The 14,104-nt window shown below is 73.6% G+C and carries 12 protein-coding genes; 4 read left to right on the top strand and 8 right to left on the bottom strand.

What is annotated here, in order from left to right:
- Positions 1-495 carry a Cys-tRNA(Pro) deacylase gene (ybaK, locus tag ACZ7RU_RS03105; RefSeq protein ID WP_470339207.1) on the top strand — a complete coding sequence of 165 codons (495 nt, stop codon included), beginning with the start codon at positions 1-3 and terminating at the stop codon, positions 493-495.
- A 28-nt stretch (positions 496-523) separates the two neighbouring features.
- Here the strand turns inward: ybaK and ACZ7RU_RS03100 are convergent, their stop codons facing one another.
- From ACZ7RU_RS03100 to ACZ7RU_RS03075, 6 genes are all read right to left on the bottom strand, one after another.
- Positions 524-1,261 carry a hypothetical protein gene (locus ACZ7RU_RS03100; RefSeq protein WP_470339206.1) on the bottom strand — a complete coding sequence of 246 codons (738 nt, stop codon included), beginning with the start codon at positions 1,259-1,261 and terminating at the stop codon, positions 524-526.
- Positions 1,262-1,363: 102 nt separating this feature from the next.
- Complete coding sequence (locus ACZ7RU_RS03095) at positions 1,364-2,173, bottom strand: ABC transporter permease (RefSeq protein WP_470339205.1); 810 nt, start codon at positions 2,171-2,173, stop codon at positions 1,364-1,366.
- Positions 2,170-3,168 carry an ABC transporter ATP-binding protein gene (locus ACZ7RU_RS03090; RefSeq protein WP_470339204.1) on the bottom strand — a complete coding sequence of 333 codons (999 nt, stop codon included), beginning with the start codon at positions 3,166-3,168 and terminating at the stop codon, positions 2,170-2,172. The genes ACZ7RU_RS03095 and ACZ7RU_RS03090 overlap by 4 nt, the downstream gene beginning before the upstream one ends.
- 67 nt (positions 3,169-3,235) lie before the next feature.
- The gene (locus ACZ7RU_RS03085; protein ID WP_470339203.1) at positions 3,236-4,549 is read right to left on the bottom strand and encodes an NYN domain-containing protein; all 1,314 of its coding nucleotides are present in this window, start codon (positions 4,547-4,549) and stop codon (positions 3,236-3,238) included.
- Positions 4,550-4,868: 319 nt separating this feature from the next.
- Entirely contained in the window at positions 4,869-5,897 is a 1,029-nt protein-coding gene (locus ACZ7RU_RS03080) for an aspartate-semialdehyde dehydrogenase (protein ID WP_470339202.1), read from the bottom strand.
- Positions 5,898-6,011: 114 nt separating this feature from the next.
- The gene (locus tag ACZ7RU_RS03075; RefSeq protein ID WP_470339201.1) at positions 6,012-6,899 is read right to left on the bottom strand and encodes a dihydrodipicolinate synthase family protein; all 888 of its coding nucleotides are present in this window, start codon (positions 6,897-6,899) and stop codon (positions 6,012-6,014) included.
- A gap of 116 nt (positions 6,900-7,015) precedes the next feature.
- On the opposite strand from ACZ7RU_RS03075, the gene ACZ7RU_RS03070 reads away from it, so the two are divergent.
- Entirely contained in the window at positions 7,016-7,903 is an 888-nt protein-coding gene (locus ACZ7RU_RS03070) for a LysR family transcriptional regulator (RefSeq protein WP_470339200.1), read from the top strand.
- Positions 7,904-7,959: 56 nt separating this feature from the next.
- Here ACZ7RU_RS03070 and dnaE read toward each other — a convergent pair whose 3' ends face one another.
- Positions 7,960-11,493 (bottom strand): DNA polymerase III subunit alpha, encoded by a 3,534-nt coding sequence (gene dnaE / locus ACZ7RU_RS03065; protein ID WP_470339199.1) that lies wholly within the window; start codon positions 11,491-11,493, stop codon positions 7,960-7,962.
- A gap of 155 nt (positions 11,494-11,648) precedes the next feature.
- Entirely contained in the window at positions 11,649-12,437 is a 789-nt protein-coding gene (locus ACZ7RU_RS03060) for a hypothetical protein (protein WP_470339198.1), read from the bottom strand.
- A 162-nt stretch (positions 12,438-12,599) separates the two neighbouring features.
- Here ACZ7RU_RS03060 and ACZ7RU_RS03055 point away from each other — a divergent pair, with 162 nt between their 5' ends.
- Both ACZ7RU_RS03055 and ACZ7RU_RS03050 read left to right on the top strand, forming a co-directional pair.
- The gene (locus ACZ7RU_RS03055) at positions 12,600-13,019 is read left to right on the top strand and encodes an I66 family serine proteinase inhibitor (protein WP_470339197.1); all 420 of its coding nucleotides are present in this window, start codon (positions 12,600-12,602) and stop codon (positions 13,017-13,019) included.
- Positions 13,020-13,303: 284 nt separating this feature from the next.
- Positions 13,304-14,083, top strand: a complete 780-nt coding sequence (locus ACZ7RU_RS03050; RefSeq protein ID WP_470339196.1) for a VOC family protein — start codon at positions 13,304-13,306, stop codon at positions 14,081-14,083.
- Positions 14,084-14,104: the final 21 nt, after the last annotated feature.

Below are 14,104 nucleotides of genomic sequence, written 5' to 3'. Positions count from 1 at the left end.
ATGGCCAAGAAGACGAAGAAGGGCGGCCAGGGCACCCCCGCCACCGTCGCCCTGGAAGCCGCCGCCGTCCCGTTCACCGTGCACGCCTACGACCACGACCCGGCCGCCGCCTCCTACGGCGGCGAGGCCGCCGAAGCCCTCGGCATCACCCCCGACCGGGTCTTCAAGACCCTCGTCGCCGACGTGGACGGCACCCTCACCGTCGGCGTGGTCCCGGTCGCCGGCCAGCTCGACCTCAAGGCCCTGGCGGCCGCCGTCGGCGGCAAGCGCGCCGCCATGGCCGACCCGGCCGCCGCCGAGCGCAGCAGCGGCTACGTCCGCGGCGGCATCTCACCGCTGGGCCAGCGCCGCCCGCTGCGCACCGTCGTCGACGCCAGCGCGCTCGGCCACCCCACCGTCTACGTCTCGGCGGGCCGCCGCGGCCTGGAGGTCGAACTCGCCCCCGCCGACCTCGTCGCCCTCACCCGCGCCCACACCGCCGCCATCGCCCGCTGAGCCGGGCGGGCGGCGCCGCACACCGCGGTCAGTGCCCGCCGTCGCCCGCCGGGCCGCTCGCCGGCCCGGCCCACGGACCGACCGGGGCCTCCGCCGGCGGCGCCCCCGCCGGAGCCCCCCAGTACGGCGGCGGGTCCTCCTCCCGCTTCCCGAACGCCGCCGAGAGCAGCAGCAGCAGCACCATCGCCGTCATCGGCCAGACCAGCAGCGCCCCCAGCGCCCCCAGGTCGATGCCCGCGTCGAAGTGCCCGCCGTCGCCGACCCGCCGGGCCTCGCCGATCAGGTCGCCGTTCGGCCCCAGCCACCGCCCGATCCGCCAGGCCCCGATCGATCCGAGCAGCCCGCCGACGGCCAGGCCCAGCGCGACCGAGATGCCGCCGCCACGCCGCCGGGTCACCAGGAAGGCCCCGAGCGCGGTCACCAGCCCGGCGCCCAGGCAGACCAGCACGAACACCGCGTCGGCCCCGGCCCGCTGCTCCCCCTCGGGGTCGGCGTAGAGGATGCGGTCCCCGTCCACCACCAGCGGCACCTTGGGCGCCAGCCAGGCCCACAGCCCGGCCACCATCAGCCCGGCCACCAGACAGGCGACCACGACCCCGGCCCCCACCCGCACCTCCGGCAGCAGCCGCTGCCCCAGCGGGGTGGCCGTGCCCTGCCCGAGGGCGGTGGCCCCGTGCGGCGGCGGCGCGAACGGGTCGGACGCTGCGTCCGGTACCGCCCGCACATCGGCGGCGGCGGGATCCGGAGGTGTGTTCGGTACGGTCACAGGCCCCATCGTTTCACGACGGCCACCCGGACGACCCACCACCGTCCCCACCGGGCCGGGGCCCGACCGTGACGCAGCGGCTCGACCGTGACGGACCGGGCCCTACCGCGAGACCGCCCGCCGGTACGCCCAGGTGGCGAGGGCCAGCGAGGCCACGCCCACCCCCGCGCAGACCGCCAGGTCCCCGAGCACCACCGCCCAGTCCGGGTCCGGCGTGAACGTCCGGGCGAAGGCGTCCACCCCGTACGTGGACGGCAGCAGGTCCCGCAGCCACCGCACCGGCTGCGGCAGGTGGTCCACCGGCAGCACGCCCAGCAGCAGCGCGGCCGACATCCCGAGCTGTCCGAGCATCGTCGCGATCTCCTGGCGCGGCGCGAGCAGCCCGCAGGCCGCCCCCAACCCCGCCAGCGCGGCCCCGGCCAGCGGCACGACCGCCAGCAGCACCCACAGCTGGCCGAGCGGCAGCCCGAACATCACCGCCCCGAACGCCGCCGTGGCGAGCGACCCCGGCAGGGTGAAGGAGGCGTACGCGGCGGCCGCCCCCAGCACCACCGAGGCGGCCGGCACCGGCAGCGTCGCGTAGTGGTCGAGCCCGCCGGTGGCCCGTAGCTTCCCGAAGTACTGGGCGAGCAGGTTCAGCGCGACGAACGCCACCACCAGCACGCTCGACCCGGCGACCACCGACCGCGCCGCCGAGGACTGCCCGGCGTCCACCACGCCCCGCATCATCACCAGGATGCCCACGGACTGGAAGGTGGCCACGAACAGCAGCGGGATGCGCGCCACCCGCGCCCGGGCGAGCTGCGCCCGGTAGACGGCCGCGAGCGCCGGCAGCAGCCGGGCCGCGGGGGCGAGCGGGGCGGGGGCGGCCGTGGACCGGTCGGTCCGCGGGGGCACCGAGAGCAGCGTCACTTGGCCAGTCCTCCGTGGCGGCCGCCCAGCTTGAGGTACGCGTCCTCAAGGCTCGGGGTGGCGAGGGTGAAGTCGTCGAGTGCGGCGAAGGCCGGGCCGGTGGTGACGGCGGCGACCAGCTCGCGGGCCTGCTCGGGGGTGGTGCGGACGGTCCAGCGGCGGCCGGTGCACTCGGCCCGCTCGCGCAGCGCGGCGACGGCGGGCACACCGAGCGGCGGCTCGTCCCGCCAGACCAGGTCGAGCCGGACGTCACCGTCCACCAGCGCCTTGAGGCCGCCGGGCGTGTCGCAGGCGATCACCCGGCCGTCGTCCACCACGGCGACCCGGTCGAGCACCGTCTCCGCCTCGATGACGTTGTGGGTGACCAGCAGCACCGTCGTCCCGTGCTCGGCGCGGCGCCGGTCCACGGCGCGCCACACGGCCCGCCGGGCGACCGGGTCCATGCCGGTGGTGGGCTCGTCCAGGACGAGCAGCGGCCGCTCCCCCACCAGGGTGGCCGCGAAGCAGGCGAGCCGCCGCTGTCCGCCGGACAGCTTGGCGAGCGGCCGGGTGGCGATCGGCTCCAGCCCGAGCTCGGCGAGCACGTCCCCGGCCGCGCCGCGGGCCTGCGACCGGGTGAGGCCGCGCAGCCGTCCGGTGGTCTCGGCGGCGAGCGCCACGGTCAGCTCGTCCAGCGCGGTGGACTCCTGCCCGAGGTAGCCGAGCAGCCGGGCGGCCCGCTCGGGGTGCCGGACGATGTCGTGGCCGAGGAGTTCGACGGATCCCGAGTCGGGGCGCAGCAGTCCGGTGAGCTGGCGCACCAGCGTCGACTTCCCGGCTCCGTTGGGCCCGAGCAGCCCGAAGACCTCGCCCTGGCGGACGGTGAGGCTGATCCCGTCGTTGGCCCGGATCTCGGTGGCGGCGGCGCCGCGCCCGCTGCGGTAGGTCCTGACCAGGTCGCGCACGGCAACGCACGGCAGGGGTTCCTCGGGTGCTCGCCCGGCCGTCTCGTTCACGACCGAAGACTCTACGCGCTCATACGGGCGAACCGGACAACGGGGCCCTGTCCGCGCCCGGTCCGGCTCAGTCGTCGACGACCATCGACCCGCCCGGGACCCGCGCGGCCAGCTCCTTCCAGAACCCGGCCCGGATGGCGTAGCGGTCGTGCTCGTCGATCTGGTCGTCCTTGTGCGCCAGCAGTCCGAAGCGGGCGGCATAGCGCAGCAGTTCGCCGTCCACCCGGTGCGGGATGCGCGGGTAGTCGGGCCAGAGCACGGTGAGCTTCTCGGCGTCGCCGACGCGATCGCTCCAGCGGCGGGCGAAGACCTGCCCGACCTCGTGGGCGTCGCCGCCGATGGTGGTGATGTCCTCCTCGCGGTCGGCCCAGCGCTGCTCGGCGGTGGTGAGCTGGGCGAGCGTGGGCAGGCTGTCGCCGGCGGTGACGGCGGGCTCGGGGGCGGGCCGGTCCACCCAGCCGCGGTCGGAGGACCAGCGCAGCACCGGCCCGGCCTGCGCGACGGCCCCGTGCCCGTTGGCCGCGTGCCCGTTCGTGCCGTGGCCGTTGGCGCCGTTCGCCACCGGGGTGATCGGGGTGACGGAGGGGACCCGCCCGGCCAGGTCCTTGGGCGTCGGTACGACCTTGAGCGCGGCCGCGGCCGGCTGCGGCCGTCCGTTGACGGCGGGGGCGGCGCCCGCCGACGCCGTGGCCGCGGCAGCCGCCGTGGCCGCCGCCGGACGGACCACCGGCGGCACCACGGCGGGCAGCCCGGTGGGCGGCGCGGTCGGCGGGGCGGCGAGGATCTTGGCGATCTCCTGCCGGGCCCCCGGGGCAGGGAAGACGCTGGCGTGGTCCCGCAGCGAGAAGGACCCCTCGATCCACTCCCGGTCCAGCACCCGCCGCTCGTCCGCCTCGCCGACCAGGTCCTCGGACTGGTTGAAGTCGCCGTCGGCCGCCTGCAGGGCCCACAGGTGGACGGCCACCCCGTGTTCCTTGGCGGTCATCATGCCGGGCAGCAGGTCCCCGTCGCCGGTGATCAGCACGACGTCGGCGCAGGCCCGGTTGCGGGCGAGTTCGGAGAGTTCGGCGTGCATGGCGGCGTCCACGCCCTTCTGCACCCAGCGGCCCTCGGCCCGGGTGAGCGCGCCGAGCCGTACGGTGACCCGGGGCAGCACCCGCAGCCGCCGGTGCTCGGGCATCGGGCGCCGGTCGGGCGCGGCGTCGAACCAGTAGATCCGCAGCAGCGGCAGCCCGGTCTCGGCCTCGGCGCGCTCGCGCAGCGCGCTGATCAGGGCCGTGTGGTCCACGGTGACTCTGGACCGGGACGGATCCCCCGCGAGCAGGCTGGCGGCGGCGCCCAGCAGGTATCCGGCGTCCACCAGGACGACACAGCGGTCCATCGCGCACCTCTTTTCGCTCGCCCTCGGAATCGGTCGGGTGGGTCCATTCGGGCACGGGCGCTCGCCCGTCGTCCGGGCGTGCCGAGGTGAGGGGCCCCCGTCGTCGCCTGATCGTTGGGTCACCTTTTACCCGCGGTTCGCCTGCCGAACCTCGCCGGTTGTCCCGGTACCGCAACAGCAGCCCCGGCGCGGAGCGGACGAAAGCGGGGGCGGGCCCCGTACAACGACGGGGCCCGCCCGAGGTCACGCGGCGGTGTTCCGACCGGCGTACACCGGTGCCGGGCCGGGGTCCGTCGGCCCTGGCGACAGGGGTGGGCGCTCAGCCCCCGAGCTCGGCGGCGACCAGCTCGGCCAGCTGGACGGCGTTCAGCGCGGCGCCCTTGCGCAGGTTGTCGTTCGAGACGAACAGCGACAGGCCGTTGTCCACCGTCTCGTCCGCCCGGACGCGGCCGACGTAGCTCGGGTCGCGGCCGGCGGCCTGGAGCGGGGTGGGGATGTCGGACAGCTCGACGCCGGGGGCGCCGCTGAGCAGCTCGACGGCGCGCTCGGGGCTGATCGGGCGCTCGAAGCGGGCGTTGATCTGCAGCGAGTGGCCGGAGAAGACCGGCACGCGCACGCAGGTGCCGGAGACCTTCAGCTCGGGGATGCCGAGGATCTTGCGGCTCTCGTGGCGGAGCTTCTGCTCCTCGTCGGTCTCGTTGGAGCCGTCGTCCACGATGGCGCCGGCCAGCGGCACCACGTTGAAGGCGATCGGCCGCTGGTAGACCTTGGGCTCCGGGAACTCGACGGCGCCGCCGTCGTGGGCGAGCGCGGCGGCACCGTCCACGACCTTGGCGGCCTGGTCCCGGAGCTCGGCGACGCCGGCCACACCGCTGCCGGAGACGGCCTGGTAGGTGGAGACGACGAGCGCGGCCAGGCCGGCCTCCTCGTGCAGCGGGCGCAGCACGGGCATGGCGGCCATGGTGGTGCAGTTCGGGTTGGCGATGATGCCCTTGGGGCGGTCCGCGACGGCCTCCGGGTTGACCTCGGAGACGACCAGCGGGACCTCGGGGTCGCGGCGCCAGGCGGAGGAGTTGTCGATCACGACGGCACCGGCCGCGGCGACCTTGGGGGCCAGGGCCTTGGAGGTCGAGCCGCCGGCCGAGAAGATCACGATGTCCAGGCCGGTGTAGTCGGCCGTGGCCGCGTCCTCGACGGTGACCTCGGTGCCCTGCCAGGGCAGCGTGCGCCCGGCCGAACGGGCCGAGGCGAACAGCCGCAGCTGCTCCACCGGGAAGTTCCGCTCCGCCAGGATCTCGCGGACCACGCCGCCGACCTGGCCGGTGGCACCGACAATGCCGATCTTCATCTCCGACTACTCCTCTGAATGGTGCTGTTCACAGCCGCACTCTGCCCATCATGCCTTGTCACGCGGGTGGGGCGGCCGGGTGTTCCACGGTGTGAGAGGCCGCCCGGACGGCCCCTACTGGTCCAGACCACTGGCGAGGGCCAGCGCGGCGCGGACCTCCGCCTCCCCGGCCGGCAGCAGCGGCAGCCGCACGTCCGGGGTCGGGATGCGGCCCTGGGCGTGCAGCACGCCCTTGGTGACCGACGGGTTCGGCGCCGTGAAGGCGGACAGCGCCAGCCCGGTCAGCCGGTGCCCGAGTGCCCGCGCCCGGGCCGCGTCCCCGGCCTGCCAGGCCTCGGCCAGCTCGACGAACCGGGCGGTCGCCAGGTGGGCGGAGGCGAGGATGCCGCCGGCCGCGCCGAGCGCCAGCATCGGTGACAGGTAGGCGTCCTCCCCGGTGAGGAACGCGAACCCCTCGGGGGTGTCGGCGAGCAGCTCGGCGGCCGTCTGGTCCAGCCCGCCGGTCGCGTACTTGACGCCCACCACGCCGTCGATCGCGGCGAGTTCGCGCAGCGCGGCGGTGGAGAGCTGCTGCCCGGTGCGGTACGGGATGTGGTAGACGAGCAGCGGCAGCGGGCTGCTCGCGGCCAGCGCCCGGAAGTGCGCGACCGTCCCGGCCTCGCCGGCCCGGACGAAGGACGGCGTGGTGACCAGTGCCGCCGCCCGCGGCACCCGCGCGCCGAGCACGGCCAGCGCCTCGCCGACGGCCCGGGTGTCGCCGCCGGAGGCGCCGACGATCAGCCGCGCCCCGCGCGCGGCGCAGGCGGCCGCGGCGACGTCCACCACCGCGTCCTTCTCCTCGGCGCTCAGCGCGGCCGGCTCGCCGGTGGTGCCGAGCGCGCACAGCCCGGCCACCCCCGCGTCCAGGACCTCGTACGCGAGCTTCTCCAACGCGTCCAGCGCGACCGAGCCGTCGGCGGCGAAGGGGGTGATCAGGGGGACGTGGATGCCCTTGAGTTCCATGCCCACGATCCTGCGGCGCACTGATCGCCCAGGTCCAGTTCAGGTTTCCGACGCTTCTCGTAAGCTGAGCCGATGCTCGGCGGGGAAGGGCCCGGAACAGGCCGTAGTCTGAGCTGATGCTGGACGTCCGACGCCTGCGCCTGCTGCGCGAACTCGCCCACCTCGGCACCATCGCGGCCGTCGCCGAGGCGCTCTCCTTCAGCCCCTCGGCGGTGTCCCAGCAGCTGTCCGTCCTGGAGAAGGAGGCGGGCGTCCCGCTGCTGGAGCGCACCGGGCGGCGGGTCACCCTCACCCCGGCCGGGCGCAACCTGGTCCGGCACGCCGAGGCCGTGCTCGCCCTGCTGGAGCAGGCCGGCGCCGAACTCGCCCACGCCAAGCGGGGGTTGGCCGGTCCACTGCGGATCGGCACCTACCCCTCGGCGGCCCGGGCGATCATCCCGGCGGTGCTCGCCGAGCTGGCCGGCTGGCACCCGGGGCTGGAGCCGATGGTCACCGAGGTGGACCCGGCGGCCGTCGGCGCGGCGCTGCGGGCGGGCGAGCTGGACGTGGCGCTGGTGCACGAGTACGACCTCGTCCCGACCGACCCGGAGCCGGGCCTCGCGGTGACCCGCCCGGTCTTCACCGAGCCCATGTACCTGGCCGCCCGCACCCCGGGCACCGTCGCCGAGCAGCGCGGCGCGCCGTGGATCATGTCCCCGCCGGACACGCTCTGCCACACCATGGCCGTCCGCGCCTGCGAGGCGGCGGGCTTCGCGCCCCGCATCCGGCACCAGATCGACGACTTCACCACCGTGCTGGCCCTGGTGGCGGCCGGCCAGGGCGTCGCCCTGGTCCCCCATCTGGGCACGGCCGGCTCCCCGCCCGGCGTCGTCCTCACCCGTCTGCCGATGTACCGCCGCACCCGCGCCGCGTTCCGCGCCGGCGCCGGCTCCCACCCGGCCATCTCCGCCTTCGTCTCGGCCCTGCACACGGCCGTCCCCCCGGGGCTGGGCGGCGGCGCCTGAGACTCCCCGTACGCGAAAGGCCCGGGGTTTGGTCACCCCGGGCCTCCACCGTCGCTCTAGCCCGCCAGGCAGCTCGGCCCGAGCAGCTGCTTCAGGTCCCCGAACAGCGCCGGGTCCGACTTCACCCGGTGCCGGTCCAGCCGCAGCACCGTGGTCTTGTTGCGGCTCTCCAACCGCACCCGCACCTCGGTGGTGCCGCGGTGGCTGCCCAGCACCTCGCCGAGCCGGGCCACCAGCGGCGGGGTGACCTTCCCGCTCGGGATGTTGATGGTGATCGGCGCCTCGGCGTGCGCGTTCGACAGGTCGGGGACGGACAGCTCCATGCCCATCAGCCGCGGCACGTCCTCCCGCTTGTCCAGCTTGCCGCGCACGAAGACGACGGCGTCCTCGACCAGTTGGGACGACACCAGCTGGTAGCTGGCCGGGAAGAACATGCAGTCGATCGAGCCCGCCAGGTCCTCGACGGTCGCGATGGCCCAGGCGTTGCCCTGCTTGGTCATCTTCCGCTGGAGGCCCGAGATGATGCCGCCGATGGTGACGATCGTCCCGTCCGGCCGCTCCGCGAGGTCGGCCACCGCGCAGTCCGCCTTGTCGGCGAGCACGTGCTCGATGCCGTGCAGCGGGTGCGAGGAGACGTACAGGCCGAGCATCTCCCGCTCCTGGGTGAGCAGGAAGGACTTCTCCCACTCCTCCTCGGAGAAGACGACGTCCAGCCCGAAGCTCGGCTCGTCCGCGGTGGCGTCGCCGCCGAAGAGGTCGAACTGCCCCTCGGCCTCCTTGCGCTTCACGCCGACGACGTTGTCGATCATCGGCTCGAACTGCGCGCTGAGGCCCTTGCGGGTGTGCCCGAGCGAGTCGAAGGCGCCGGCCTTGATCAGCGATTCGACGGTCCGCTTGTTGCAGACCACCGACTCCACCTTGTCCAGGAAGTCGGGGAAGGACGTGAACTTCCCCTTCGCCTTCCGGGTGCGGATCATCGACTCGACCACCGGGCCGCCGACGTTGCGGATGGCGGTCAGGCCGAAGCGGACCAGGGTGTCACCGTGCGGGGTGAAGTCCGAGTCCGACTCGTTGACGTCCGGCGGCAGCACCTGGATGCCCATCTTGCGGCACTCGTTGAGGTAGACCGCGGACTTGTCCTTGTCGTCCTTGACGGAGGTGAGCAGGCCGGACATGTACTCGGCCGGGTAGTTGGCCTTGAGGTAGGCGGTCCAGTACGAGACCAGCCCGTAGCCGGCGGTGTGCGCTTTGTTGAACGCGTAGCCGGAGAAGGGGACGAGGACGTCCCACACGGCCTGGATGGCCGCGTCGGAGTAGCCGCGCTCGCGGCAGCCCTTCTGGAAGGGGACGAACTCCGCCTCCAGGATCTCCTTCTTCTTCTTGCCCATGGCCCGGCGCAGCAGGTCCGCCTGGCCGAGCGAGTAGCCGGCCAGGATCTGCGCGGCCTTCTGCACCTGCTCCTGGTAGACGATCAGGCCGTACGTCGGCCGGAGCACCTCCTCCAGGGGCTCCTCCAGCTCCGGGTGGATCGGGGTGATCTCCTGCTGGCCGTTCTTGCGCAGGGCGTAGTTGGTGTGGGAGTTGACGCCCATCGGGCCCGGGCGGTACAGCGCCAGAACGGCGGAGATGTCCTCGAAGTTGTCGGGCTTCATCAGCCGCAGCAGCGAGCGCATGGGGCCGCCGTCGAGCTGGAAGACGCCGAGCGTGTCGCCGCGGGCGAGGAGTTCGTAGGTCGGCTTGTCGTCCAGGGGCAGATCAAGCAGGTTGATCTTGATGCCCTTGTTCTTCTCGATCGCCTTGACGGCGTCGTCCATGATCGTCAGGTTGCGCAGGCCGAGGAAGTCCATCTTGAGAAGGCCGAGGCCCTCACAGGTGGGGTAGTCGAACTGCGTGATGGTGACGCCGTCGGTGTGCCGGGTCCAGACCGGGATGTGGTCGGTCAGCGGCTCGGCGGACATGATGACGCCGGCGGCGTGCACACCGGGCTGGCGGATCAGGCCCTCGATGCCACGCGCGGTGTCGATGACCTTCCGGACGTCCGGGTCGGTCTCGTACAGCCCGCGGATCTCGCCGGCCTCGCTGTAGCGCGGGTGCGAGGGGTCGGTGATGCCGGAGAGCGGGATGCCCTTGCCCATGACGTCCGGCGGCATCGCCTTGGTGATCCGGTCGCCCATCGCGTACGGGTAGCCGAGGACCCGGGAGGAGTCCTTGATGGCGGCCTTCGCCTTGATGGTGCCGTACGTGACGATCATGGCGACCTTGTCGGATCCCCACTTCTCGGTCACGTAGCGGATCACGTCACCGCGCCGGCGCTCGTCGAAGTCGATGTCGACGTCGGGCATGGAGATGCGCTCGGGGTTGAGGAAGCGCTCGAAGATCAGGCCGTGCGGGATGGGGTCGAGGTCGGTGATGCCCATCGCGTACGCGACCAGCGAGCCGGCCGCCGAACCACGGCCGGGGCCCACCGCGATGCCCTGGCTCTTGGCCCACATGATGAAGTCCGCGACCACGAGGAAGTACGCCGGGAACCCCATCTGGATGATGGTGTCCATCTCGTACTCGGCGAGCTTCTTGTGCTCCTCGTCGTACCCGCCCGGGAAGCGCCAGTCCATGCCCTCCCAGACCTTGGACCTGAAGAAGTCCGCCTCGGACTCGAAGCCCTCCGGGATGGGGAAGCGGGGCATCAGGTTCTTGAACTTGAACATGCCCTCGGTGTCGACCCGGGAGGCGACCAGCAGCTGGCTGTTGCGGCAGCCCTCCTGCCAGGCGTCCGAGGAGTCCAGGGCGTACATCTCGGCGGCGGACTTGATGTAGTAGCCGGTGCCGTCGAAGCGGAAGCGGTCCGGGTCGGAGAGGTTCTTGCCGGTCTGCACGCAGAGCAGCAGGTCGTGCGCGCCGGCGTCGGCCTCGGTGGTGTAGTGCGAGTCGTTGGTGACGACCGGCGGGATGTTCAGCTTCCTGCTGATCTCCAGCAGCCCGTCGCGGACCCGCTTCTCGATGTCCAGGCCGTGGTCCATCAGCTCCAGGAAGTAGTTCTCCTTGCCGAAGATCTCCTGGTAGTCGGCCGCGGACTTCAGGGCCTCGTCGAACTGGCCGAGGCGCAGCCGGGTCTGCACCTCGCCGGAGGGGCAGCCGGTGGTGGCCATCAGGCCGCCGGACAGCTCGGAGATCAGCTCCTTGTCCATCCGGGGCCACTTCACCAGCCAGCCCTCGGAGTACGAGCGCGAGGTCAGCTTGAAGAGGTTGTGCAGACCCTCCTTGTTGCGGGCCCAGATGGTCTTGTGGGTGTACGCGCCGGACGCCGAGACGTCGTCCCGCTTCTGGTGCGGCTGGCCCCACAGGATGCGCTTGGTGTTGGAGCGGGACTCCGGGGCGACGTACGCCTCGATGCCGATGACGGGCGTGATGCCGGCGGCGGTGGCCTGCTTGTGGAACTCGGCGGCGCCGTACATGTTGCCGTGGTCGGTCATGGCCACGTGGGTCTGCCCGAGGCGCTCGACCTCCTTGAACATCTGCTTCAGCCGGGCGGCACCGTCCAGCATCGAGTACTCGGTGTGGACGTGCAGATGCGCGAACGGCTGGTCGCTCAAGGCGGGGCCTCCGGAGGCTCTGGTGCTGGTCTGGTGGGCCGGCGAACGTGCGGGTCACAGGGATGCCCTGGAAATGGATGTGGCCCGGAGCGCCGCTCGGGGCCCGGACCATCACTCACACGTTCACCCGTCTACTCTAGCCCCCTTCGAACGGCTCACCCGTCCGCCGGGAGGGGTGCCAAGGCCGCCCCGGCGAGTCGCGCTCGGGCGGCCTCGCGGACCTCCGGCCACTCCATCGGATCGTCCCGGAGGTACGCCAGTCGGGCCCGCACGTCGGGCCGGTCGGGGGCGTGCGCCACCCCGAGGAGCCGGGCTCGCGCCTCGCAGTCCCACAGTGACTCGGTGCGCGCCTCGGCCGTCCCGGCGGAGCCGAGCGCGGCGAGTGCCGCCAGGTGGTCGGGGCGCTCGGACGAGTGCGGGGTCCACAGCCAGAACCGGCGCAGCAGGGAGACCGCCTCGGCCGTACCGGCCCCGGCCCCGAACAGCGCCGGCCCACGCGCGAGGGCGGCCGGGCCGCACCAGGCGCGGTCCACCCAGTGCCGCTCCAGCTCCGCGACCAGGGCCGGCAGGTCGCCGGGCTCCCCGTCCGGGGCCGGGCCCACCCGCCCCGTCGGGCAGTGCGGAGCCGGCACGGGCCCCTCCGGGGCGCCGGACGCCAGCAGCTCCAGGACGCCGGCGGCCCGGTCGCGGGTGTCCTCGTCCCCGGCCAGGAGTTCCTCCACGGGGCCGAGCGGCAGCTCCAGGTCCCGGATCAGTCGGGCCAGGTACAGGTGCCGGTCGTCGGTCCGCGCGTCCCACCGCCACTCCCACCGGACGCAGCCGTACACGAGGTCGGCGGCCGCGGACGGGTCCTCCGCCGCCATCCGCGCACCCAGGCCCCGGCCGCGCTGGAGCAGGCCGGGAAGGGTGTGCGCCGGGGCGTGCTCGAATCTCCGCTGTGTCACGGGAGCCATCGTGCCCCAGCCGCCGGCGCGCGGGCGGCGAGGGGGTGGGCGCCGGGGGGCGTAGCTCGTTCAGGTGACGGCCCGCCGAAGGCCCTCCCCCGGCTTCCTCCGAGCACGTACAACTGTCCTGCACCTCGCCCACACCGCGGAGGAATGACAGCCATGGCCCAGCTGGAGTCCGGCCTGTACACCATCCGGAACGGCGACGCCAGGCTCGGCCGAGCCCGTCACGAAGCCCTGGACCTCTCCCCCAAAGCCGTCTTCGCCGACACCGACGACCAGGACGCCGTCTGGGTCGTCGAGGCCTGTCCCGACAACCGCTACCGGCTCTACGCCAAGGGCGCCCCGACGGCCGTGGAGGACCTCGAGCCGGCCGGCCCGCTGATCTCCCTCCTCCTCGACCAGGGCGACGCCACCGACTGGGAACTGATCCCCGTCGACGGCGCCCCGTCCACCTACCGGATCAAGTCCCCCCAGGGCTCCTCGTGGACCGTCCTCGAACCCGGCCGGCAGAGCCAGATCGAGGTCATCCCCGTCCTCGAAGGCTCCACCGCCTTCACCTTCGAGAAGATCGACGTCTGACCCGAGCCGCGGCCCCTCACCCGGCCGCCCTGCGGCAGGACCGCTCGGGAACTCCCCCGTCAGCAGCAGGACTTCGCCGGCGAGGATCCGCTCGCTCAGCCGGAACGCACGGTGTCGACCCGGCCGTCACGCGAACGGCCCAACCCGTACGCCACCGGGCAGGCCCCGCCGCCCGGCCCGCCCCGGTGGACGGTGGTGCGTCGAGTGGCGAACCGCCGCGCACGAGGCGATGGTGACCGGCAGAGCCCCCTCACCGCGGGGACCCCTCACCAGAAAGGGCGAGCATGCCCGAGGTCACCTCCCCGTACGCGACCGGCACCCCGTGCTGGGTCGACCTGACGGCCAAGGACCAGCAGGCCGCACTGGACTTCTACCGCGACCTCCTCGGCTGGCAGGGCGAGCCGGGCCCGGCCGAGTTCGGCAGCTACGCCGTCTGCGAGCTCAACGGCAGGGCCGTGGCCGGCATCGGCCCGACGACGACCCCCGAAGGGACGCCGGAGCCGCCGACCGTCTGGACCGGCTACCTGGCCACCACCGACGCCCAGGCCACCCAGGACGCGATCGTCGCGGCCGGCGGCAGCCTGCTCGCGCCGGTCACGGACGTCGGCAACCTGGGCCGGATGCTGATCGCCGCCGACCCGCAGGGCGCGGTGTTCGGGGTCTGGCAGCCGGGCGAGTTCTCCGGCGCCAAGGTCGTCAACGAGGCCGGCGCGCTGACCTGGAACGAGCTGCACACCAGCGACATCCCGGCCGCCACCGCCTTCTACGGCGAGGCGTTCGGCATCGAGATCGAGCCGCTGGACGGCGCGGACTCCTACTGGGAGCTGCGCGTCGGCGGCCGCGCGGTCGGCGGCGCCACCCTGCTCGCCAACGACCCGCCCGGCACCCCGGCGCACTGGCTGACCTACTTCGCGGTCGACGACGTGGACTCCACCGTGGACGCCCTGGTCCGGAGCGGCGGCACCGTCCTCGTCCCGCCCTTCGACATGACGGCCGGCCGGATGACCGTGGTCGCCGACCCGCAGGGCGCCCCCTTCGCCATGATCAGGCCCATGCCGATGTAGCCCGCCCGCCTCCGCCCGCCG

The organism is Kitasatospora sp. NPDC114501, assembly GCF_055633695.1.
Note: the sequence above shows the minus strand (reverse complement) of the source record. Positions and strands in the feature narration are given on the sequence as shown.